Source organism: Zhouia amylolytica AD3 (assembly GCF_000511935.2).
GTDB lineage: Bacteria > Bacteroidota > Bacteroidia > Flavobacteriales > Flavobacteriaceae > Zhouia > Zhouia amylolytica.
The window spans coordinates 134,402-159,150 of record NZ_AYXY01000031.1 but is presented as its reverse complement, the minus strand read 5'-3'; the positions used below and the strand labels follow the sequence as shown (position 1 = coordinate 159,150).

The 24,749-nt window shown below is 37.5% G+C and carries 20 protein-coding genes; 12 read left to right on the top strand and 8 right to left on the bottom strand.

Annotated elements, in window-relative coordinates; translation table 11 throughout:
* Positions 1-24: 24 nt before the first annotated feature.
* Both groL and P278_RS15965 read left to right on the top strand, forming a co-directional pair.
* Positions 25-1,656 carry a chaperonin GroEL gene (groL, locus tag P278_RS15970; protein WP_038268957.1) on the top strand — a complete coding sequence of 544 codons (1,632 nt, stop codon included), beginning with the start codon at positions 25-27 and terminating at the stop codon, positions 1,654-1,656.
* Positions 1,657-1,784: 128 nt separating this feature from the next.
* The gene (locus P278_RS15965) at positions 1,785-3,068 is read left to right on the top strand and encodes a DoxX family protein (RefSeq protein WP_038268954.1); all 1,284 of its coding nucleotides are present in this window, start codon (positions 1,785-1,787) and stop codon (positions 3,066-3,068) included.
* A 113-nt stretch (positions 3,069-3,181) separates the two neighbouring features.
* Here P278_RS15965 and P278_RS15960 read toward each other — a convergent pair whose 3' ends face one another.
* A complete protein-coding gene (locus P278_RS15960; protein WP_038268953.1) occupies positions 3,182-5,683 on the bottom strand; it encodes a heavy metal translocating P-type ATPase in 2,502 nt (833 codons plus the stop codon).
* 78 nt (positions 5,684-5,761) lie between these two features.
* The gene (locus tag P278_RS15955; RefSeq protein ID WP_051413627.1) at positions 5,762-6,283 is read right to left on the bottom strand and encodes an AraC family transcriptional regulator; all 522 of its coding nucleotides are present in this window, start codon (positions 6,281-6,283) and stop codon (positions 5,762-5,764) included.
* 136 nt (positions 6,284-6,419) lie between these two features.
* On the opposite strand from P278_RS15955, the gene P278_RS15950 reads away from it, so the two are divergent.
* The 7 genes from P278_RS15950 to rodA all read left to right on the top strand — a co-directional run bounded on the left by P278_RS15950 (position 6,420) and on the right by rodA (position 14,054).
* On the top strand, positions 6,420-6,875 hold the full coding sequence (locus P278_RS15950; protein ID WP_038268949.1) for a GAF domain-containing protein: 456 nt from the start codon (positions 6,420-6,422) through the stop codon (positions 6,873-6,875).
* A gap of 81 nt (positions 6,876-6,956) precedes the next feature.
* The gene (gene purH / locus P278_RS15945) at positions 6,957-8,489 is read left to right on the top strand and encodes a bifunctional phosphoribosylaminoimidazolecarboxamide formyltransferase/IMP cyclohydrolase (RefSeq protein ID WP_038268947.1); all 1,533 of its coding nucleotides are present in this window, start codon (positions 6,957-6,959) and stop codon (positions 8,487-8,489) included.
* Between the two features lie 55 nt (positions 8,490-8,544).
* Complete coding sequence (locus P278_RS15940; protein ID WP_038268945.1) at positions 8,545-9,573, top strand: rod shape-determining protein; 1,029 nt, start codon at positions 8,545-8,547, stop codon at positions 9,571-9,573.
* A gap of 9 nt (positions 9,574-9,582) precedes the next feature.
* Positions 9,583-10,413: a rod shape-determining protein MreC gene (gene mreC / locus P278_RS15935; RefSeq protein WP_038268943.1), complete on the top strand. Its 831-nt coding sequence runs from the start codon at positions 9,583-9,585 to the stop codon at positions 10,411-10,413.
* Positions 10,406-10,915: a hypothetical protein gene (locus P278_RS15930; protein ID WP_038268940.1), complete on the top strand. Its 510-nt coding sequence runs from the start codon at positions 10,406-10,408 to the stop codon at positions 10,913-10,915. Before mreC ends, P278_RS15930 begins: the two co-directional genes overlap by 8 nt.
* On the top strand, positions 10,912-12,774 hold the full coding sequence (gene mrdA, locus P278_RS15925) for a penicillin-binding protein 2 (RefSeq protein ID WP_038268937.1): 1,863 nt from the start codon (positions 10,912-10,914) through the stop codon (positions 12,772-12,774). Before P278_RS15930 ends, mrdA begins: the two co-directional genes overlap by 4 nt.
* Positions 12,771-14,054: a rod shape-determining protein RodA gene (gene rodA, locus P278_RS15920; protein ID WP_038268935.1), complete on the top strand. Its 1,284-nt coding sequence runs from the start codon at positions 12,771-12,773 to the stop codon at positions 14,052-14,054. The genes mrdA and rodA overlap by 4 nt, the downstream gene beginning before the upstream one ends.
* A 4-nt stretch (positions 14,055-14,058) precedes the next feature.
* Here rodA and P278_RS15915 read toward each other — a convergent pair whose 3' ends face one another.
* The 3 genes from P278_RS15915 to P278_RS15905 are packed head-to-tail and all read right to left on the bottom strand — an operon-like array spanning position 14,059 to position 18,154.
* The gene (locus P278_RS15915; protein WP_038268932.1) at positions 14,059-14,892 is read right to left on the bottom strand and encodes a DNA/RNA non-specific endonuclease; all 834 of its coding nucleotides are present in this window, start codon (positions 14,890-14,892) and stop codon (positions 14,059-14,061) included.
* A 1-nt stretch (position 14,893) separates the two neighbouring features.
* Positions 14,894-16,000: an ABC transporter permease gene (locus P278_RS15910; protein WP_038268930.1), complete on the bottom strand. Its 1,107-nt coding sequence runs from the start codon at positions 15,998-16,000 to the stop codon at positions 14,894-14,896.
* Positions 16,001-16,003: 3 nt separating this feature from the next.
* On the bottom strand, positions 16,004-18,154 hold the full coding sequence (locus P278_RS15905) for a carboxy terminal-processing peptidase (RefSeq protein WP_038269176.1): 2,151 nt from the start codon (positions 18,152-18,154) through the stop codon (positions 16,004-16,006).
* Positions 18,155-18,408: 254 nt separating this feature from the next.
* Here P278_RS15905 and surE point away from each other — a divergent pair, with 254 nt between their 5' ends.
* The 3 genes from surE to lpxB are packed head-to-tail and all read left to right on the top strand — an operon-like array spanning position 18,409 to position 20,603.
* Entirely contained in the window at positions 18,409-19,185 is a 777-nt protein-coding gene (gene surE, locus P278_RS15900; RefSeq protein WP_038268927.1) for a 5'/3'-nucleotidase SurE, read from the top strand.
* A complete protein-coding gene (locus P278_RS15895; RefSeq protein ID WP_038268924.1) occupies positions 19,178-19,468 on the top strand; it encodes a hypothetical protein in 291 nt (96 codons plus the stop codon). The genes surE and P278_RS15895 overlap by 8 nt, the downstream gene beginning before the upstream one ends.
* Before the next feature lie 19 nt (positions 19,469-19,487).
* Positions 19,488-20,603, top strand: a complete 1,116-nt coding sequence (gene lpxB, locus P278_RS15890; RefSeq protein ID WP_038268922.1) for a lipid-A-disaccharide synthase — start codon at positions 19,488-19,490, stop codon at positions 20,601-20,603.
* Between the two features lie 122 nt (positions 20,604-20,725).
* On the opposite strand, the gene P278_RS15885 is transcribed toward lpxB, so the two are convergent.
* From P278_RS15885 to P278_RS15875, 3 genes are all read right to left on the bottom strand, one after another.
* Positions 20,726-21,178: a hypothetical protein gene (locus P278_RS15885; protein WP_038268920.1), complete on the bottom strand. Its 453-nt coding sequence runs from the start codon at positions 21,176-21,178 to the stop codon at positions 20,726-20,728.
* A 127-nt stretch (positions 21,179-21,305) separates the two neighbouring features.
* On the bottom strand, positions 21,306-22,802 hold the full coding sequence (locus P278_RS15880) for a serine hydrolase domain-containing protein (protein ID WP_038268918.1): 1,497 nt from the start codon (positions 22,800-22,802) through the stop codon (positions 21,306-21,308).
* 147 nt (positions 22,803-22,949) lie between these two features.
* Positions 22,950-24,677, bottom strand: coding sequence for a DUF885 domain-containing protein (locus tag P278_RS15875; RefSeq protein WP_038268916.1), 1,728 nt, complete (start codon positions 24,675-24,677; stop codon positions 22,950-22,952).
* Between the last annotated feature and the right edge of the window lie 72 nt (positions 24,678-24,749).

Below are 24,749 nucleotides of genomic sequence, written 5' to 3'. Positions count from 1 at the left end.
AGTATTCACAAAAATTAAAATAAAATGGCAAAACAGATTCAATTTGATACCGAAGCCAGAGATGGCTTAAAAAGAGGTGTTGACGCATTGGCCAATGCCGTAAAAGTAACATTAGGACCAAAAGGAAGAAACGTAACAATTAGCAAATCATTCGGTGCTCCAACCGTAACCAAGGATGGTGTATCTGTTGCTAAAGAAATTGAGCTTGAAGATGCTTTAGAAGACATGGGAGCTCAAATGGTAAAAGAGGTTGCTTCTAAAACAAATGACCTGGCTGGTGATGGAACTACAACCGCAACTGTTTTAGCTCAGGCTATTGTAAAAGAAGGATTAAAGAATGTTGCTGCCGGGGCTAACCCAATGGACCTTAAAAGAGGCATAGATAAAGCTGTAGAAGTAATTGTTGCTGACCTTGAAAAACAAGCCAAGGAAGTAGGTGACAGTTCTGATAAAATTAAACAAGTTGCTGCCATTTCAGCGAACAACGATAATTCTATTGGAGAGTTGATCGCTACTGCTTTCAATAAAGTAGGAAAAGAAGGGGTTATTACTGTTGAAGAAGCGAAAGGTACCGACACTTATGTTGATGTTGTAGAAGGTATGCAATTCGACAGAGGGTATCTTTCTCCATACTTCGTTACGAATTCAGAGAAAATGATTACTGACCTGGAAAATCCTTACATCTTACTTTTCGATAAGAAAATCTCTGCTATGAAAGACCTTCTTCCTGTTTTGGAACCGGTTGCTCAAAGCGGAAAACCTTTATTGATTATTGCTGAAGATGTAGACGGAGAAGCATTAGCAACTTTAGTGGTTAACAAACTTAGAGGCGCTCTTAAAATAGCAGCGGTTAAGGCTCCTGGATTTGGGGACAGACGTAAAGCTATGTTAGAGGATATTGCTATCCTTACAGGTGGTACTGTTATCTCGGAAGAAAGAGGCTTCAACCTGGAGAATACAAGTATTGATATGCTTGGTACTGCTGAAAAAGTAACCATCGACAAAGACAATACTACCATTGTTAATGGTGCAGGTGAACACGATACTGTAACTGCGCGTGTAAACCAGATCAAAGCTCAAATTGAAACGACTACATCTGACTACGATAAAGAAAAACTTCAAGAGCGTTTGGCTAAATTAGCTGGAGGGGTTGCTGTACTATATGTAGGTGCTGCTTCTGAAGTGGAGATGAAAGAGAAAAAAGACCGTGTAGACGATGCGCTTCACGCAACCAGAGCTGCAGTAGAAGAAGGTATCGTAGCTGGTGGTGGTGTTGCCTTGGTTAGAGCGAAGTCAGTTCTTGATGATATAAAAGCTGAAAACGACGATGAAGCAACGGGAGTTCAGATCGTAGCACGCGCTATCGAATCTCCTCTTAGAACTATAGTAGAAAACTCAGGTAAAGAGGGATCTGTTGTGGTAGCTAAAGTTTACGAAGGTAAAGATGATTTCGGGTATAATGCCAAAACTGACGAATATGTCAACATGTTAAAAGCAGGTATTATCGATCCTAAGAAAGTGACTCGTATCGCTTTAGAAAATGCAGCATCTGTTGCTGGAATGATTTTAACTACAGAGTGTGCATTAGTTGATATAAAAGAAGATAATCCTCCTGCAGGCCCTCCAATGGGTGGTGGTATGCCAGGAATGATGTAATAAAAAGACATCGCATAAATTTAAAAAGCCGTACAAATTTGTACGGCTTTTTTTATGTTAATTCTTACATAAGCAGAATTATTTTAGTTGAATTTTTAATACATTGTGCCATCATCAATCTTTTTATTATGGCTCAAACCACTACGTTCACTCCAAATTGGAGTTTTTCAAAGAAGCTTTATTTCAGACTTTCCTTTTGTTATCTTGCACTCTACATCATTCCGTTTCCATTAGGCAACCTGCCATTTTCTAACTATCCCTATATGGCTGTTTTCAATTTTTGGAAATGGATCACAACCCTGGTTGCAGAAAACATATTTCACATACAAAACTTCAAAATTCTTTTTAATGGCAGTGGCGACAAAACCTCTGATTATATAAAATTACTCTCTATTGCAGGCCTCGCCCTAATTATAACCTTTTTTTGGTCTATTCTTGATAGAAAACGTAATAACTACAACAAATTACTTCAGTTCTTCTTAGTAGCCTTAAGATATTACCTGGCTTATTATATGTTATCCTATGGGATGTCTAAGTTATTTACGAATCAATTTTCAAGTTTGTCGTTGTTTGACCTGGTTAAAACCTATGGTCAATCGTCCCCTATGGGACTCATGTGGAACTTCATGGAGTATTCTGACACCTATACCATATTTTCGGGGATAAGTGAAATTATCGGAGGGGTATTATTACTATTTAGAAGAACCACCAAACTTGGGGCACTCATAACGTTTGGCGTCATGTTAAATGTTTTTCTAATGAACGTCAGTTATGATATTCCGGTAAAACTATTCTCTTTTCACCTGATGCTGATCGCTTTTTACATTCTTATTCCACATTTAAAAAGCCTCATAAATTATTTCCTGTTAAACAAACCTATACCACCTGTTCAATATGACAAATATTTCAGCAAGAGACGATGGAACATCACAGCACTGATATTTAAAATCCTATTTATTACCTACACGGTGGTTAAATTTTCTATCAAGCAGGTTGAGCAACAAAAACAATATGGAAAATTCGCTGCATTACCTGCACTTTATGGAATATACGAGGTCGACAAGTTTACATACAACAATAATGAAAGACTGCCTTTAACAACGGACAGCATACGGTGGAAAAAACTAATTATCGACAAAAATTCTTCTCTTATAATCAATATGGATGATACTCCGAAAGGAGTTAGACATTTAGTTGATTCATCAAATAATGCATTGGAGCTAACCCCGTATAAAAAAGAAATGAATTATTATTACAAGTTTAAGTATTCCAAGCAGGACAGCATTCTAAATCTAGAAGGGACCTACTATCAGGACACCTTAAAAATAAGGCTCATCAAACAAGACCACACACAATTTCCTCTTTTAAAGCGAGGGTTTAACTGGATAAACGAGTACCCATTTAACAGATAGCCCCATAAAGAAGCTAAATCAAAAAAACAATGCGACAACCTGAGTTCAAATCAGGTTGTCAAAATATTTAACAATCCGCACGACAAGATTTTTGATACAGCCTCTTTTTCTCATTAATCAATATGCACTGCTTTTAACCTAAGCGCATTTGCAATTACTGATACCGAGCTAAAACTCATGGCCAAAGCGGCAATCATAGGAGACAGTAATAGTCCGAAAACAGGAAACAAAACTCCGGCCGCTATAGGCACCCCAATTGTATTATATATTAATGCGAAAAAAAGGTTTTGTTTAATATTCCTCATTACCTTATGACTCAGGTTAATTGCTTTCACGATTCCCTTCAAATCACCTTTGATTAAAGTCACCTCAGCGCTTTCGATAGCAACATCTGTTCCTGTACCCATAGCGATTCCAACATCTGCTTTAGCAAGGGCAGGAGCATCATTAATACCATCACCGGCCACTGCTACTTTTTTCCCTTCCTCCTGTAGCCTCTCTACCTCTTTCAATTTATCTTCAGGTAAGCATTCGGCTTTAAAACCAGACAAACCAAGCTCCTCTGCCACGGCTTGTGCTGTATTTTCATTATCACCCGTAAGCATAATAACCTCAACTCCTTCTTCCTTCAGGCGATCAATCGCTTCACTACTCGTTTTCTTTATCGCATCAGATAATACTACGAAACCTACTAATTGTGAATCAACAAACAACATTGATACAGTTTTTCCCTTCGATTGATATTCTGAAATAGCGTTCTCAACATCTTCCCCAACCTCAACATTAAAATCTTTAAGAAGTGAAAAATTACCAAGCCCCACCTTCTGATCATTATAAATACCAATCACACCTTTTCCAGTTACCGATTCAAAATCATCCACCTCACCAACATTTACCTTATTTTCTTTTGCATAAGCAACTGTTGCGGCACCCAGAGGGTGCTCACTATGACTATTCAAGGAAGCAATGATCTCGGTAACCCGTTCTTCAGAATAAGCATCTCTTACACCTCGTATAGTTTCTACCGACGGCTTCCCTTCAGTTATTGTTCCGGTTTTATCTATTATTAGCGTATCAATTTTACTCAATTTCTGGAGAGCTTCCGCATTTTTAATAAGGACCCCTGAGGTTGCTCCTTTACCAACACCTACCATAACAGACATTGGCGTTGCAAGACCTAAAGCACAGGGGCAGGCAATAATTAAAACGGCAATTGCATTCACAAAGGCATAAACCATTGAAGGCTCCGGACCAAATATTTTCCAAATGACAAAAGTAATTATTGCGATCAACACCACGATTGGTACAAAGTAAGCAGATATCTTATCAGCGAGCTTTTGTACAGGCGACCTTGACCTGCTTGCATTATTAACCATTGCTATAATTTGTGACAACAAAGTTTCACTTCCTACTTTTTCGGCTTTCATCAAGAAGGATGTTTTACCATTAATGGTGCCGGAGCTGACCTGATCATTTTCTGACTTATCAACCGGAACCGGTTCTCCGGTAATCGCAGACTCGTCTATGAATGCATTGCCCTTAACAATAACCCCATCAACCGGAACCTTATCTCCGGGTTTAACTTTTAATACATCCCCAACTTTAATAGCGTTGATAGAAACTGTTTCTTCATTTCCGTCAACAACCCTAATGGCAGTATTCGGAGCAAGCTTCATCAATTCTTTTATAGCAGCATTGGTTTTACTATGCGCCCGAGCTTCTAACAGCTGACCTAACAACACCAAGGTTAGTATAACCGTCGCTGCCTCAAAATACAAATGTACAGTACCAGCTTCTGTTTTAAACTGGTCTGGAAAAACACCAGGAAACAGCAATCCAAAAAAACTAAAAACCCATGCTGCTCCTGCCCCAATCCCTATCAGCGTAAACATGTTTAAATTCCAGGTTTTTATAGATTTATAAGCCCTTTCAAAAAACATCCATGTCGCATAAAAAACTACTGGCAGCGACAAGCCAAATTGGATCCAATTCCAATACTTTAGCGATAAAACATTGTATAAAGGATTGTTATGAAGCATGTCAGACATTGCTATAATAAAAATAGGCAATGTGAATATCACTGCAACTTTAAACTTAGCTAGCAACTTTTTATAGGTTTTCACCTCTGCACTTTCCTCTGCCTCTTTGGGAACAAGCTCCATTCCACATATAGGACAACTTCCAGGCTCGTCTTTCTCTATCTCAGGATGCATTGGACATGTATAAATTGTTGTGGCCGAAATCGCAGGCTGTTCAACCAGGTCCATTCCACATACAGGACAATCGCCGGGCTCGTCGTATGTTTTATCACCTTCGCAATGCATTGGACAATAAAAAACTCCATTCCCCTGCACCTTCTTACTTGACTGATCATGAGCTACTTTATGTTTTTTCGCCTCTTCTTCACTCAAATGTATACGATACTTTTCACCTGCTTTTCGAATACCCTCCTGGAGTTTTTCAATGGACAAATGCTTATCCATTTCAATTTCAGCTTCCTCTTTCTCAAGATCGACTGCAGCCCTTATAACTCCTTCAGTTGAATTTAAGGCTTCCTCAACATGTGTCCGGCATCCATTACAGGTCATCCCTGTTATTTTATATGTATGTTTCATCGAAAAACTTTTAATATGATAATATGAACTAAGGTACCAGATGATTCGGCATTCGTATTTTAAAATTTTAGAATATTCTTATACAATTTTGTCTATTGGATTTCTTTGAAAATCAGCAACGTTTTTATAATCAGAAAGACTTTTCCCCACCTCTTTTTTAAACTGTGCGGATAAGTGACTTAGGTTACTATACCCAAGTTCATAGGCTATTTCTGAGAAATTAAGTTTTCCTTCCTGAATAAGCTGTTTGGTACGCTCTACCTTTAACCTGATAAGATACTTTTCTATGGTAAGGTTATTTTTTTTTGAAAAAAATCTACTAATAGCAATATAATCTGAGTGTAAGTTGTGAGCTAAAAAATCAGACACATTGAACTTTTTAAACCACTGTCCATTTACATACTCTAACAGCAAGACCTTTATCTCCTCATTATGGGCCTCCTCCTTATCCAAAATCAATTCAAATCCATGTTCTTGAAGTGTTTTTTCCAAATCTAATTTATCCTCTTCGGATATATAATTGCTTTTAACTTCAACAGACCCCAAACTAATTTGCATCACATCAAACCCTAACTGTTCAAAATCATCTTTCACTACCATAATGCAGCGATCACACACCATATTTTTTACTAGAAAATTCACGAAATTTACCTGCTATTTTTTTAACAAATTTTACCTAATCAATGTAACGTTATCCACATCATTTTAAATACATTTGTACCCTAATATTACGATAATGACTTTTGACGTTTTAAAACCACAAGTTACTAATATACTTTCAGACTCAGGCAAATCTGTTGATGAACGACTCTCTGAAGTTTGTTCCCTATTACGTAATAGTATTGACTATTATGACTGGGTAGGCTTCTATTTCAAAAACGGTGATAAAGAAGAGCTGAAGTTAGGCCCGTATGCAGGCGAACCAACGGATCATACCATTATTCCATTCGGAAAAGGTATTTGCGGGCAGGTAGCTGTATCCAACCAGAATTTTGTGGTACCCGATGTAAAAGCGCAAAACAACTATATTGCATGTAGTATTCATGTGAAAGCTGAAATCGTAATTCCACTTTTTGTCAACAATGAAAACATCGGGCAAATAGACATTGACTCCCACACAGCCGATCCCTTTTCCGCACAAGATGAAGAGTTTTTACAGTTTGTTAACCAAAGCGTCGCTGGAATACTTTAATTTTCCTGTTTTTTTCTAATATGCATTGCGCTGTTTTGCAGCAAAAAAACTACTTTTGCACCCATACAAAACAACGCAACAATGAATGGTATAAAATCGGCAAAATCTGCTTTAATTTCGGTATTCAGTAAAGAGGGCTTAGAACCTATTGTACAAAAACTTAACGAGCTTGGAGTTACCATCTACTCAACTGGTGGTACAGAAAAGTTTATTAAAGATTTAGGAATAGATGTTGTTCCTGTTGAAGACGTTACGAGTTACCCTTCTATTTTAGGTGGTCGTGTTAAAACTTTGCACCCTAAAGTTTTTGGTGGAATTCTAAACCGTCAGGACAATGAAAGCGATGTGACTGAATTACAGAAATTTGAGATTCCGCAAATTGACATTGTTATTGTCGATCTATATCCATTTGAAAAAACTGTAGCCAGTGGAGCCTCTGAACAGGACATCATTGAGAAAATAGATATTGGAGGTATCTCACTTATTCGTGCAGCAGCAAAAAACTTTAAAGATGTTACCTGTGTTGCTTCCGTAGAAGACTATGCTGAGTTCCTGGAAGTAATTACAGAAGGAGAAGGAAAAACTTCAATTGAGCAAAGAAAACGTTTTGCTACAAAAGCATTCAACGTTTCTTCTCATTACGACTCTGCTATTTTCAACTATTTTAATCAAGATCAGGATATTCCTGCCTTAAAAGTGAGCGAAAATAAAGCACAGGTTTTACGTTACGGTGAAAACCCACATCAAAAAGGATATTTTTACGGAGACATGGAAGCTATTTTTGATAAGCTTCATGGAAAGGAATTATCATACAACAACCTACTCGATGTTGACGCGGCTGTAAACTTGATGAATGAATTTAAAAACGACGCTCCAACCTTTGCTATATTAAAGCATAATAACGCCTGTGGTGTTGCGACAAGAAACACTATTAAAGAAGCATATGTGGATGCCTTAGCCGGCGATCCGGTTTCTGCCTTTGGCGGTATATTAATTGCCAACACTGAAATAGATAAAGAAACTGCTGATGAAATTCACAAATTATTTTGTGAAGTTGTCATTGCTCCTTCATATACTGATGATGCCGTAGCGATTTTAAAAGGCAAAAAGAACAGAATCATTCTTGTTCAAAAAGAAACTGAATTACCAACAACTAATTTAAGAACATGCTTAAATGGAGTTTTGGTGCAGGATAAAGACCTAAAAACAGATCAAAAAGAGGATTTAACACAAGTGACCAACAATAAACCTTCAGAAAATGAGTTAGAAGACTTATTGTTTGCCTCTAAAATCTGTAAACACACTAAATCTAACACTATTGTACTTGCTAAGAACAAACAACTTTGTGCTAGTGGTACTGGACAAACAAGTAGAGTTGATGCGCTAAGACAAGCTATCGAAAAAGCAAGTTCATTTGAATTTGACTTAAAAGGAGCTGCTATGGCGAGCGACGCTTTTTTTCCATTCCCAGATTGTGTTGAAATAGCAGATAAGGCTGGAATTACTACGGTAATTCAACCTGGCGGTTCTATTAAAGACCAATTAAGCATTGATTATTGTAATGAAAATAATCTTGCTATGGTATTTACAGGAACACGTCATTTTAAGCATTAATTTGTTACATTTGATAAAATAGCATTTAACAAACAACTTAACCTGAACACAATACATGGGATTTTTTGATTTCTTAACCGAAGAAATTGCCATTGACTTAGGAACTGCAAACACATTGATCATTCATAATGACAAGGTGGTTGTAGACAGCCCTTCCATAGTTGCAAGAGATAGGATTTCCGGCAAAATCATCGCAGTTGGTAAACAAGCCAATATGATGCAGGGAAAAACACATGAGAACATAAAAACAATTCGTCCTCTTAAGGATGGGGTAATTGCAGATTTTGATGCTTCAGAAAAAATGATCAATATGTTCATTAAAAGCATTCCTGCATTAAAAAAACGAATGTTCCAGCCTGCATTAAAAATGGTCATATGTATCCCATCAGGAATTACTGAAGTTGAAATGCGTGCGGTTAAAGAATCTGCCGAGCGTGTTAATGGCAAAGAAGTTTATCTAATTCACGAACCCATGGCTGCAGCCATCGGTATTGGTCTTGACATCATGCAACCAAAAGGAAACATGATAGTCGATATAGGAGGAGGAACAACAGAGATTGCTGTCATCGCTTTAGGCGGAATTGTTTGTGATAAATCGGTTAAGATTGCAGGTGATGTATTCAACAATGACATCATCTACTATATGCGAACACAACACAACCTATATGTAGGTGAAACTACTGCGGAAAATATTAAAATTGCCATTGGAGCAGCAACAGAAGATCTCGAGGTCCCACCTGATGATCTAAGTGTACAAGGACGTGACCTTCTTACCGGTAAACCGAAACAAGTTCAGGTTTCATATCGAGAAATCGCAAAAGCTCTAGATAAATCGATATTAAGAATTGAGGATGCTGTTATGGAAACCTTATCTCAAACCCCTCCCGAACTAGCTGCAGATATCTATAACACAGGTATTTACCTTGCTGGTGGTGGATCTATGTTAAGAGGATTAGACAAAAGGATATCCCAAAAGACAGATTTGCCCGTATATATAGCTGAAGATCCTCTGAGAGCTGTTGTACGTGGTACCGGAATTGCACTTAAGAACTTAGATAAATACAAGCCTATACTGATAAAATAGAGATAGAGAATGCAGCAGATTATTAATTTTTTTATAAGGAACAAAACGTTCTTCCTATATCTGTTGCTCCTATCAATATCATTAGGATTCACGTTTCAATCGCATTCCTATCATAAAAGTAAATTCATAAATTCCGCCAACTGGTTATCTGGTGGAATTTATGAATCTATGAATGGTATTGGTGACTTCTTTGAGCTTAAGAAGTACAATCGACAATTGGTAGAAGAAAACCAGCGCCTTAGGTCCTTACTCATCAATAATAAGCCTATTTCCCATACCGATGACACCCTAATGAGCGATACTGCTTCCAATAGACAGTATAAAGTAATTCCTGCAGAGGTCATTAAAAACAGTTTTGATTTAAGAAAGAATTACCTCACTATTGATAAAGGTGAGCATGATAGCATACACCAAGATATGGGTGTCATATCATCCAAGGGGATTGTCGGCATTATCGAAAACACCTCCGGCAACTATTCCACGGTTCAGTCGGTATTAAACACCATCTCAGAGATTAACGCACAGTTGAAAAACTCCAATCACTTTGGCACCCTGGAATGGGACGGAAAAAATCAAAAAACCGTACAGTTGGTAGATATATCCAGAGTAGCCCCTGTGAAAGTAGGAGACACCGTGATAACAGGAGGCATGTCTGCCATATTTCCTAAAGGAATCCTTATCGGTTCGGTTAGTGAAGTTAACCCTGATGTTTCCGGAAACTATTTCATTATAGAAATCGATTTGTTTAATGACATGACGAGTCTGGGACATGTGTATGTTATAAATAATGAACATAAAAAAGAGATTAAACAATTAGAAAGCGAAACCATAAATGAATAACGACTTAATTAAGATCATTGTACGCTTTTTTATATTGGTGCTAGCCCAGGTTTTGGTTTTTAACCACATTAATTTATTTGGCTATATCAATCCTTATATTTACACTCTTTTTATCCTTCTGTTTCCTGTTAAAAAGGAATCCAGAATGCTGTTTATCTTTCTATCCTTTCTAATTGGCGTTTCTATAGATTTATTTTCAGACAGTGGTGGAGTACATGCCTTAGCCAGTGTTACTATCGCCTATATCCGCCCGGTAGTGTTAAGATGGGTATTCAGAAATGCATACGAGTACCAAACTTTAAAGATTGCAGCTACTTCGTTAGGCCAAAGATCTTTATATATAATACTTTTAATTTTAACACATCATTTAATCCTTTTTTGCCTGGAGATTTTTAGCTTTACAGATATACCTTTTATTCTCAAGAAGACATTATTTACCTCCATCTTTACATCATGCCTGTGCATTTTGTTTATGGTTTTATTTAGCAGAAAGAAACGATGAGAAAATTACTTTTAGCAGCTATTATCATTATTATTGCTATAGTATATATAGGCAGATTGTCATACCTGCAACTTATCGATAGTTCCAATAAAAATCCCCTTGAAGACACCGCCATCAAAGCGGTTTACGATTATCCGGAGCGGGGTTATATCTATGATAGAAATGGCGACCTTCTTGTTTCCAATCAACCAGCTTATGACATTATGGTTATACCTAAGGATGTAAAGCCTTTAGACACCTTAGAGTTTTGTAATTTATTAAATATTACCAAGGAAGATTTTATTAAAAAATACAATAAAGCTCGTGTATATTCACCACGACTACCTTCCGTTTTTGTCCCTCAGCTGTCAAAAAGCGAATATGCCACCCTACAAGAGAAAATGAGAAAATATGAGGGCTTTTATATACAAAAACGCTCATTAAGACATTATCAAACATCTTCCGGGGCGAATGTTTTGGGGTACATTAGTGAGGTGAATGAATATGAATTAAAAAGCAATCCATACTATCAGGCAGGTGAACTCATAGGCAGAAATGGTGTTGAAAAGGTTTACGAAGAGACCCTCAGAGGAAGAAAAGGTGTTAAATTCATTCAAAAGGACCGATTTAACAGGGACCTGGGGCCATACAAAGATGGTTTATATGATACGCTGCCCGTTCAGGGTAAAGATATAACTATCACCATTGACAAAACCCTTCAAGCCTATGGTGAGCAACTTATGATTAATAAAAGAGGGGGCATTGTTGCTATTGAACCTAAAACCGGTGAGATATTAGCCATGGTTTCTGCGCCATCCTATGACCCGGCTTTACTTGTGGGAAGGGAACGTTCTAAAAATTACAGCAGGCTATATTTAGATTCCATTGCCAACCCTTTATACGACAGAAGTATCTTAGCCGAATACCCTCCGGGATCTCCATTTAAAATTCTTAATGGTCTGATCGGACTGGAAGAGGGTGTAATTGACGAACACACTACCATCAGATGTTACCACGGATATCGATACGGACGTAACAGGTTTATGGGTTGTCATTGCGTAAGTGGTACTTTAAACGAATTGCAATCAGCAACCTATCGATCTTGTAATGCTTATTTTGCGGATGCTTATAAAAAAATTATTGAGAAGTACCCTACTCCTGAGGAGGGGCTTCAGGCCTGGACGAATCATGCTAAGAGCTTTGGCTTAGGTAATTATTTAGGCAATGATCTGTCAACAGGTCGTGCCGGACGAGTTCCTGACAGTTTAACTTATAACAGAGCATATCCTGATTTTCAATGGCGGGCTGAAACAACCATTTCAAATGGTATTGGACAAGGGGAAATATTAACAACCCCAATTCAATTAGCTAATATGACTGCAGCTATTGCCAACAGAGGATATTACTATACTCCTCATATCATCAAAGACATTGAGGGAACCCCGATCGACGAGAAGTTTACAACCCCCAACCAAACCACCATCTCTAAACGTCATTTCGATGACGTGGTTTTAGGTATGTGGGATGTATACAAACGTGGTACTGCCCGTTTTGTACAGGTTGACAGTATAAACATAGCAGGTAAAACCGGAACTGCAGAAAACTTCACAAAGATTGACGGTAAACGGCAGCAATTGACTGACCACTCTATTTTCATTGCCTTTGCTCCTGTAGAAAATCCGAAAATAGCCCTGGCTGTATTTGTCGAAAATGGATATTGGGGATCGCGCTATGCCGCACCTATCGCTTCGTTAATGGTTGAAAAATACTTACGCGGTAAGATAACGCGTACCGATTTAGAAAAAAGAATGTTAGAAGGAAGCTTAGCTGATGAGTATGCAAAACCTCTAAGTGGTGAACCATTTGAAATTAATCAATGAGAAACAGAGTAATTCAACAAATAGACTGGCTATCTATACTATTATATTTTGCCTTGGTTTTTATTGGGTGGTTGAACATCTACTCCACAACCATGACTGATGAAAATCCAACCATATTCAATTTCGATCAACCCTATGGCAGGCAGCTTATTTTTATAGGCCTCAGTGTATTATTAATCATTTTTGTTCTGGCCATAGAAACAAAGTTTTATGCCAGATTCTCGAGTGTCATATATCTTATCTCACTGGCCTCATTACTGGGGTTATTCGTTTTTGGCAAAAACATTAACGGAGCTACATCGTGGTATAACTTTGGTAGTTTTGGTTTGCAACCATCAGAGTTTGCCAAAGCGGCGACAGCATTAGCCTTGGCAAAGTTTCTTAGCGATATTCAAACGAACATCAATGACTTCAAAGATCAATTGCGTGCCTTTTTAATCATTATCCTTCCACCACTATTCATCATACCTCAACCAGACCCGGGTAGTGCCCTGGTATATACCAGTTTCTTTTTTGTCCTTTACCGTGAAGGTTTACCTAGTTACTATCTACTGGTAGGACTAACAGCTGTGATTTTATTTGTAAGCACCTTATTATTCGGCGCCATATGGGTAATCGCCGGATTGCTTATTCTGGCAACTATTTTCGTTTTATACCGCAAAAGAAAGAAAATCAGAATACCTGTATTCAAAATGCTGGTAATGACCACTACCGCCATTTTATTTTGTCTGTCGGTGCGCTATGTATTTGAAAATGTTTTTGAGCAACGTCACCGCGATCGATTTAACCTCTGGCTACGATTAGAGCATGACCCAAGCAAATTAAATGAAATAAGAAAAACGATTGGTTATAATACATACCAATCTGAGTCGGCCATTGGATCCGGAGGGTTAACAGGAAAGGGGTTTCTCGAAGGCACAAGAACCAAGGGTAATTTTGTGCCAGAACAGCATACTGATTATATTTTTAGTACTGTAGGAGAAGAATGGGGCTTTCTGGGCAGCGCAGGAGTTATTATTCTATTCTCATTATTAATTCTCAGGATATTATTTCTGGCGGAGCGGCAACGATCTCAATTCAGCCGCATCTATGGCTATAGTGTGGCATCAATTCTCTTATTTCACTTTGCCATTAATATTGGTATGGTGATCGGATTGCTTCCAACCATTGGTATTCCTTTACCGTTTTTTAGTTATGGTGGTTCCGGGCTTTGGGGCTTTACTATTCTACTTTTTATTTTTATCAGACTGGATGCCAACCGGAGGGATGACTGGATGTAATTGATTAATCAAACCAAGGTTGTTTTTTTAATTCACTTTCTAATTTGAATTCGACCTCATCTTTAAGCCTGTAAAAAAAGTCAATTCCTGTCAATGACTCCAAGGTATCAACGGGAACTATAAAAGTATCTAACGGTGCCTCTGATGCCTCATGTGGTATAAGAAAAGTAATCACCTCATAACCAACAGCAGATTGCTTAAAAACAATTTTATAAAACTGCTCCGGAACCGAAACCTTTTCACTACCGATAGTAGCTAAGCCATCCGTAAGGACCGCACCGGTAATTACCAGGAGGTTGTTGTGCTTTTCGGCCCAATAACGCACTTGTTGTTCGAGACGGTTCCAGACACCACTGTTAAACTGATGATTTTGCGGACTTATATTGCTGGTTAAAAAAGTTTCCTCATAAGCAGCAATTGAAAATCGTCGATCACCGGCAGGACATAAATGGCCACGATCGTAACCTGAGTTTTTAAAATTCTGCCAATGAGCGGAACCGGTACCCACCTCAGGATCCATTTCAAAATAAGGACGTTTTCGATCATCGTTAGTCAGATGCTCCTTCTTTAGCTCATATGCCACCCATTCTGATTGCTCATGATCTTCATTATAGGACAAGCTGTAAAAATTATGATGAATGATTGTATTGGTTGTTGTGGAAGGCAAAAAGTCCCTGAAACTCTCAGGGGATGAGATATCTCCGGAGTCTATTATAAATTCATTATTACTGTTTTTTTCAGATACTGCACTTGCATTAGCATCATAATATTTTTCAAACAGGAAGAAACTAATCATAACTAAGGCAAGCAGCACTCTGTACATATGTTTTTTTCGCATACTAATTCTTTACATCCATGGCATCTCTTAATGCATTACCTACAAGCATGAAAGCCATTACTAAAATCATAATTGCCAAACCTGGTACAATTGCAAGATATGGTTTTCCTAAAATAATGTAGTTATAATGATCTTTTATCATGGCGCCCCAGCTAGGGGTAGGCGGTTGCGCACCGATTCCGAGAAAACTCAACCCGCTTTCAATTAGAATTGCTGCAGCAAAGTTAGCTGCCGAAATTACAATAATAGGAGCCATAATATTAGGAATAATATGATGGAAAATTATACGATGACTTTTAAACCCTAAGGCTCTGGCCGCCGTCACATATTGCATTTCCTTCACCCCCATTATTTGACCTCTCACAACCCTGGCAACCTCTACCCACATCGTAAGACCTACGGCTATAAAAACCTGCCAAAATCCTTTGCCTAAAGCTAAAGTAATCGCAATTACCAATAACAGTGTAGGAATGGACCATGTAATATTGATAATCCACATAATAAAGGCATCAACTTTACCACCAAAATAACCGGCGACAGCCCCCATAAACATCCCAATTACCAATGAAATGATCACAGCGACAAATCCTATAGAAAAAGATATTCTTGCGCCTACCAACAATCTACTGAGAAGATCCCTTCCATACTTATCAGTACCTAATAAAAACTTCTTTTCCTTGATATATTGATCTGTGATATTTCCGGCATCGCCGTTATTTGGGAAATTCGACAATACCACCTTCTTTTCTATCCCACTCTCCCCTTCTTCGCTGTAAGGAGTATAAATAAGCGCATCCTCCTCAAAACGGAATGAGCGTATAGGTATTTCAGTATCGGAATTTTTCACACCAAACAACATTTTATCTAACGCTGATTGTTGACTCGGACTACCGGGAATCGTAAGCATGCTTACCTTAAAGCCAGGTTTTTTAGAGTGGATTGATAAATGCATTTGATTTGCATTTGTCGATTTATCAGGAGCCAACACATAGGCTAATAATGCCACCACTCCACAGAGTATAATAATCCAGAAACTTAAAACGCCCCAAAAGTTCCTTTTGAACTTTTGGAGCGCAATATGAGTTAATGAGTTTGAACTTACGCTCATAAATTACCCTTTAATATCGGCCAATTTACCTCTTTTAATATTACTTAAGTGCAGATCCTCTAACACGTTAAGAGCTTCCTCCATATAAACATCTTTAGAAAGATCTCTGTGCCAACGGTCTCTCTTTTGTTCTAAAACACTATCCTTCGCCATTAAAGTCTTCTCATATGGTAATGAACTGAAGGTAAGGTTGGTTTTATAATCAGAAATCGCTCTGAATTGTTTTACTGTCTCCTTATCTTTATTCATCTCATTCACATATTCGTCATAATTCAATGAATATTGCTTAATATCCTGCTGGCTTTTCACCCAACGCGCATTTGAATCAATAAGTTTTAATTGTGGATTTTCAGCCATACGTTTTTTACTTTTATTTATGGCCTCTTCATAGTCTATATAACCATCCCATGTTTCGTAAGTAGCAGGATCAATTTTATCCCATGGAAGTGGATTCTCCTGATCTTTTTCTCCAATATTGATATAACTATAACGATCTGGAACCACCACATCACTTTTAACTCCTTCTAATTGGGTAGACCCCCCATTAATTCTATAAAATTTTTGGGTAGTTAACTTCATGGCGCCTACATTTCCAAAATCATTATCTCCTCTTAAGAATTGGTTTAAATCAATTATATTCTGAACTGTACCCTTACCATATGTCTGTTTGCTCCCAATTACAATTGCACGTTTATAATCTTGCATTGCAGCAGCTAAAATCTCTGAAGCAGAGGCAGAAAGTTCATTTACCAAAATCACCAATGGTCCATTCCATTGAATTTCATCATCAGTATCTTCTAAAACTTCCTGACGTTTTCCTGTTGATTTTATTTGAACGATAGGCCCTTCTTCAATAAACAAACCTGCCATATCGACTACAGTTTTTAAGGAACCTCCACCATTATTACGTAAATCAAGAACAAGACCTTGCATTCCCTCTTTCTTAAGTCTGGCAATCTCCTTGGCAACATCAGATGCCGCATTTCTATTACTATAGTCTGTGAAGTCTACATAGAATTTCGGCAAGTTAATAACGCCATAAGTATTACCATCTTTATCAACCGTAGAAGACTTAACATAAGACTCCTCCAGCTCTACAACATCTCTTGTGATTGAAATCTCTTCGATTGTACCATCTACACGCTTAAGGGTCAAAAACACCTTAGATCCTTTTGGTCCTTTGATCAATTTAACGGCATCATTCAAACGCATTCCAACAACATCTACAGGCTCTTCATTTTCCTGGGCCACTTTTATTATCTCATCTCCCACTTCCAGCTCGTTCTCTCTCCAAGCCGGTCCTCCAGAAATGATCTCCACAATTTTAATATAGTCGTTCTTTTTCTGTAAGCGCGCTCCAATACCTTCGAATTTCCCTGACATATCAGTATCAAAACGCTCTTTGGCTTCTGGCGCCATATAAGAGGTATGAGGATCAAACTCCTCGACAATAGAATTTAAATAAATCACAAACCAATCTGTACGCTCCAAATCATCCATGAAATTAAAGTAATCATCCATGGCTGTTAAAGTATTCTCTCTTGCTTCCTTTTCGGTTGCTACCTTATCGGTTACTTTACCATTGGGAGCAACATCCTGAAGTTCTCCATCTTCTTTTACTATTTTGTCATTTTCAAGAGCTCCGGCATAACGCTCTAATGCACTGAACTTCAACTGTTGTCTCCAGCGTTCCGTAAGTTCCTTTTTATTTTTAGCGTAGGCATGCTTTTCATAATCCAAATCGATACGTTCTTCGACATTAAAATCAAATGGCTTTTTTAGTACTTCCTTGTAGATTTCCCTCGCCTCTGACATTCTTTGCATCAATCGATCATAGGTCAGATTAAAAAAGGCCACATCGGATGCCTTTATTTGATCATCAATGGCTTCGCGGTACTTACTGAATTCTTTAATATCTGATTCAAGAAAATAGCGTTTCAATGGATCTAAGGCCTCTATATAATCATCGTAAACATCTTTAGAAAACGCATCATTGAAATCTTTAGGGCTCAAATGTCCTTTCTCCAATACATATGCAATTAGATCTACCAATAATTTATCTTTATCTGAACCTTCGAATGATTTATTGGTAAAACTACATGAAGCTACTAATATTAATAGCCCTCCTAACAAGTATACTAAATTTCTTTTCATCATATTTTTATTTTTAAATGTACCGAAACCATCATCATCATTATTAACCATTGGGCTTCGGATAATATTTTTTCAATCTATAAAAAAACTTACTTATTTAACAATAATCTCATTTTTTTATCAATAGATTCGACTAAAGGTCGACTAAAATACAGAAAAAACCGTGCCATCAACAGCGAATGCTACTAATTTTTTGTTAAACGTAAAAGTACGGTCCAAATTGCTTATTTTAGTGCCTCAATACTCATAAAGATATGCAAAAAAAGCCATTAATCTTGGTGACCAATGACGACGGAATTACCGCTCCAGGACTAAGGACATTAATACACATAATGAATGAAATCGGCAATGTAGTTGTAGTAGCACCCGATAGCCCGCAAAGTGCTATGGGTCATGCTATTACAATTAACAGCACCTTATACTCCAACGCCGTGAAGATAGATGATGGTCCGCAAAAAGAATATAGCTGTAGCGGGACCCCGGCAGATTGTGTTAAATTGGCAGTTAATGAAATACTTGAGCGCAAACCTGATCTGTGTGTCAGTGGCATCAATCACGGATCGAATTCTTCTATTAATGTCATTTATTCCGGTACTATGAGTGCCGCAGTGGAAGCTGGGATTGAAAATATTCCTTCAATAGGGTTTTCTTTATGCGATTATGCCATTGAGGCGAACTTTGAACCGGTAAAAGAATATGTTAAAACCATCACTATCGCTGCTTTAAAAAATGGGATTCCCAAAGACACTGTTCTCAATGTTAATTTCCCAAGGCTTCCAAAAGAAGAAATAAGAGGCATTAAAATTTGTCGTCAAGCTCGTGCTACCTGGATGGAAGAGTTTGATAAGCGCACCAACCCTCTTGGAAAAGAATATTATTGGCTTACGGGTAAATTTGTGAACCTTGATAAAGGTGAAGATACTGATGAATGGGCCCTGGCACATGGTTATATATCTGTTGTCCCTGTTCAATTTGATCTAACTGCACATCACACGATTCAAGACCTTAATACCTGGAACCTCAATGATTAAAAGAAAAGAAATGGTTATAGGATTTCTGGTAGGAATTATAGCCAATACTATTGGTTCTTTAATGTATATGTTAATCTTCTCAAAACTAAGCTTAAGTCAAACCTACGAAATTGCCCAGGAACAGGGTTATTTAGGAAGCATCCTTGCGCTTGGTGCTCTTTTAAATTTATTAGCCTTTTTTGGATTTTTGAAAATTAAACGAGATTTGAGAGCAAGAGGGGTTCTTGTCGCCACCTTACTTACCGCACTAATTATCTTATTTTATAAAATTTTCGGAAATTAGCCCTTTGTAATAAAACGGTATGAAGTACTATATAATAGCTGGTGAAGCCTCGGGTGATTTACACGCCTCCAACCTTATGAAGTCCCTAAAAAAAACTGATCCGGAAGCCGAATTCAGATTTTGGGGAGGTGATCTTATGCAAGATGTTGGCGGGACTCTTGTAAAACATTACCGAGACCTGGCTTTTATGGGGTTCATGGAAGTATTAATGAACCTAAAAACAATTCTCAACAATATTAAATTTTGTAAAGAAGACATTACCAAATACCAACCGGACGTATTAATTTTCGTTGATTACCCTGGATTCAATATGCGGATTGCCAAATGGGCAAAAGAAGAGGGTTTTAAAACTCACTACTATATTTCTCCGCAAATATGGGCCTGGAAGGAGAATCGAATCAAAGCTATTAAGCGAGATATTGATGAAATGTACGTAATTCTTCCTTTTGAAAAAGATTTTTACGAGCAGAAGCATCAGTTTCCCGTGCACTTTGTGGGCCATCCACTCATAGATGCCATTGCTAACAGGGAACAAGTATATCCTGAGGAGTTCAGAAAAGAAAATAAGCTAGATGACCGACCGATTATTGCTATCTTACCAGGCAGTCGAAAGCAGGAGATTACCAAGATGTTATCGGTTATGTTGAGTGTTGTCGACGAATATGAATCTTATCAATTTGTCATTGCCGGAGCACCAAGTCAGGAGTATGAGTTTTATCAACAATTTATCGGTTCAGCCAATGTACATTTTGTCACTAACAAGACTTATGATTTATTAAGCCTGGCAGAAGCCGCACTGGTAACAAGTGGTACTGCTACTCTTGAAACAGCACTATTTAAAGTACCTGAGGTCGTTTGTTATAAAGGCAATTGGTTTTCGTATCAGATCGCCAAGCGTATAATTACGCTTAAGTATATTTCTTTAGTAAACCTTATCATGGATAAGCCGGTCGTTACTGAGCTCATTCAAAATGATTTTAACACCAAACGTTTAAAACAAGAACTTGACAAGATTTTAGATCCGGAACATCGTAAGCAAGTCTTCTTAGACTATTATGAACTTGAAAAACAATTAGGCGGTAAAGGCGCCAGTCTGAATACTGCTAAACTTATATTCAATAAGCTAAGCGATTAACAGAACCTTCTTAAAACTATTTGTTTTCGGCTCTTTAAGACAAGGTATACAAATGGCTGATAAACATTATTAAGTGAGCACCTCGCTGAGCTTATTCAGCATTTAGATGCAAAAGGATCAGACTACCATAGTACACTTATAGCATAATCTACGTACGAGGCGGTATAAAATGTGAGTCCTATGTAGCTTAGATTGTATGTGGCTCGAAACAACCATGGCAACCTGGAAAGATCGTGTTTCAACCAACGGCTTATCAGCACCCCGACTGCCATAAATAAAAACCAAATCATAAAGAAATACGACATCCTTCCTCTAATTGACAGCACTACCAGGTCGTGTATAAAACCACAAAAAACAAAAGTAAACACAAGAGAAAGTCTTGCAGGCATATACCTTCGTAAAGGTTTAAAAACCAGTTTTCCCAGATAATACCCAAAAATAGGATTCCAGTAATGCCAAAAAACACCAAAATTTTTTGCACCCAAGGATCTGTACAACATATTACGTAAAGATTTTGGATGCCCCATTGGCACACCATTTCTTTTCTTCACATATTCTCTTAAGGTAATTTTCAATTTTTTATGGTTTGGGATGGCAATGTAATAATTAATCCTGGAACTAAAGAAGAAACTCCATGGGTCCGCTTCTCCTTCACCTATCAGTCTCCTGCTGCCAACTACCTCCCGTTTGAAAAACCTAAAATTACTCTTTGATGTAATTCAATGAACCCGTAAACAAACTATCATTCTCTATTAGAAAATCTCTTTGCATAACTCCAAGATCTGCCTGATAAGCTTCGCCATTCATATAAACGACACCCTCTTGTATTCCCCATTTAAAAATGTAATGGTCATCTTTAGTCATTAAGGTTATATCTGGCCATCCCTTATCATTTACATACCTCCCTAAAATAGGGTTTATCGAATCAGCTACGACAAGGACATTGTCTTGCAATGGATACCTAATTTCATTTTCTTTTTCAAAACTCTCCTGAAACAATGCCAACTCTTTTTTAAAAATGGAATCCGCATGAGTAGGTCTAAAGAGGTAATTATATGCATAATTAGCGAGTAAATGTGGCAACAGGTAAGCACGACTATCATTTGAAAAAGCGATTATTCCAACCTTCTTTTTCGGAATAAAGGATGCATGAAATGAAATGCCCGCCAATCCGCCAAACCGTGTTAATATCGTATCATTTTGATAAGTTGCTACATCCCACCCCAAACTGTACCCGTTTCGATGATAGGTGAAATAAGTGCGATCTTGTCTGGTAGTTGAAGTATGCAATTCATTCCAACTTTCCTGGGTTAACAAATTTTTCTCCTGATTTATATTTGCACATATCCATTTTGATAAATCGCTGACACTAGACAGTACACCCCCGGAAGCATGCATGGTAATATCGTCTTTAAAAAAACCTGAATTTACTATTGAATTACTTCCATCTATGGTATACGATGGCATAATTTCATTTTTCTCAAAATCAGACACCTCCGTTGTTGTACCCCTCATTTGCAAGGGGTTGAATATTTCATCCTGCATACATTGTTTCCATGATTTTCCAGAAACCTTCTCAACAATCATTGCAGCCAAAATAGGTCCGACATTACTATAGCGAAATTGATGAGATGAATCATATTGAAAATCATTATTGAAATCTTCTATCAATTCAATATTGTTTCCACTATACCCTAAAAATGCAGTTTTCCAAGCTAACTGGGTATTAAAAAGACCATGTGTATGGTTAAGCAATTGCTTAACGGTTATACGATCTAAATCTATCTTGTCATTTAAATGTAGTTCCGGCAAATACTTTTTTACAGAAGCATTTAAATCGATTTCACCTTGCTCTTCCAAAATCTTTAAAAGGGTTCCTGTAAAAGATTTTGTATGTGATGCTATATACAAGGGAGATTCATCGTTATATTTCGTTGGCCTTTTTTCCAGCACATCCTTATTAACAATATATGAATATGCCAGGCCACTACTATCAACAATTGCAAATACAACATCCCCCTGAATTTGATAGTCTGTATATATCTTTTGAATTTTATACTGAAGATCGCTATGGAAATTCGGATGATTCATGGAAAACACATTCGTATTGACAACTTGCTTATCGGGTAACTTTTGACAAGAAAACAACCATAAGATCATGACCAGGAACAGGATAAAGCTTCTAAGACATTGTATCATAAGTAACTTAAGTTTTTTTGGTAAGACGACCTTTTAAGGTATTTGGTTACATACCCTTATAAGAAATTGCCATTTAAAAAATGGCAACATTCAAATTACTTATGTTACGCACATGAATATCTGCCAGAGCCACTAATAAAAACTAAACTATTTGCTTCTTTTTTTGGCAATATATGTGTTTACTTGATCTTCAAGTATCGGGATGGTAACCGTCCCTTCTTTAAGAATTACATGGTGAAATTCTCTTATATCAAAATCAGCACCTAATTCCTTTTCGGCTTTTGCCCTGAGTTCTTTAATTTTCAACTCTCCAATCTTATAACTAAGTGCTTGTCCGGGCCAACCAATGTATCGATCGGTCTCGGTATTGATCTCATGTAAAGACAATGCCGTATTTTGCGACATAAAGTCTATTACCTGCTGTCGACTCCATCCCAGGGCATGAATTCCAGTATCTACCACTAACCTGCAGGCGCGCCACATTTCATAAGTTAACTGCCCGAACTTTTCGTAAGGTGTTCTATAAATCCCCATTTCATCTGCAAGTTGTTCAGTATACAAGGCCCACCCTTCTCCATAAACAGATAAATACAAATTTCTTCTGAAGCCAGGAACCGATTCTTTAAGTTCACTATTCAAGGCAATCTGTAAATGATGTCCTGGCACAGACTCATGTGCTGCTAAGGCTGGTAAGGCATATAATGGCCTGCTTTCCAGTTTATAGGTATTAACCAAAAAGTATCCCGGCTGGGTTCCGTTTATACTATTTCCTGAATAGCGTCCGGCCGTATATTTTGGAGCCATTGCATCCGGAACGGGGATAACTCCATAAGGTTGACGGGGTAGCCTGTTGAAATAAGCAGGGAGTTGCGCATCGATACGTTTGCATATATCGCGAGCAAAAGTCAACAAGTCCTCTCCACTGTTTGCATAAAACTGCTTATCCGTTCTTAAAAAATGTAAAAAATCATCGAAACTACCATCAAAGCCCAACTCTGCTATAATCTCTTTCATTTCTTTACGTATACGTGCAACCTCCTTTAATCCTAATTCGTGAATGGATTCGGCCGTATATTGGGTAGAGGTGGTATAGTAATTTATTCTATTCTGATAAAAGTCTTTCCCATTGGGTCTTGCCGAAACGCCTATGGCTTTCCTGGCATTAGGGATGTATTCATTTTCAAAAAACTCTTTTATTCTTTTAAAACTCGGTACTACACTATCCTTTACCACCTTTAGCGCAGCCTGTTGTAATGAATCCTTTTGATGATCGCTTAAAGTATTAGGCAAATTCATAAATGGACTATAGAAATAACTATTTTCAGGATCCTCTAGAATATGCGTATCATAAGACGCATTGTAGCCGTTGAAAATAACTTTCGGCTGGTCGATTCCTTCTTCAAGTCCTTTTTCAATCATTTTTATTTGACTATTGGTGAAATAAGGAATTGCTTTTAACCTATTCAAATATGAAACCGCGTTTTTATAGCTTGTTATTGGTCTCACCTGATAATTAAGATTTAAATGAAATCCCTGATCGGCCTGAATAGGGTTCAAATGCATTTTATATTTATACCTATTCACTTTATCTTCAAGTACAAACTTCAGAAGTTTTACATTTATTCTATTTTCATCAGAAAGTGACGCAGTATCCAGCTTATATATATCCTTCAATAAAGCGCTGGCAAAATCGGCTTCATTCCGAAACAACGCTTCATCATACCTGCCAAGCGGGTACTCTTGATAAGAGTAAGCCTTATGCTCCTGATATTGCTTAATAATTGAATCTAACTGATCATTCGCCTTTTGGGCATACCCAATATGAAATGTTTGGAGTCCAATAGTTATAAGTAAGAAAAATGATAATCGGTTCATAAGATGCGCTTTATTGAGATGCTAAGATGTTAAATTTATGAATAGGATTCAATCATTCATGACCATAATTAA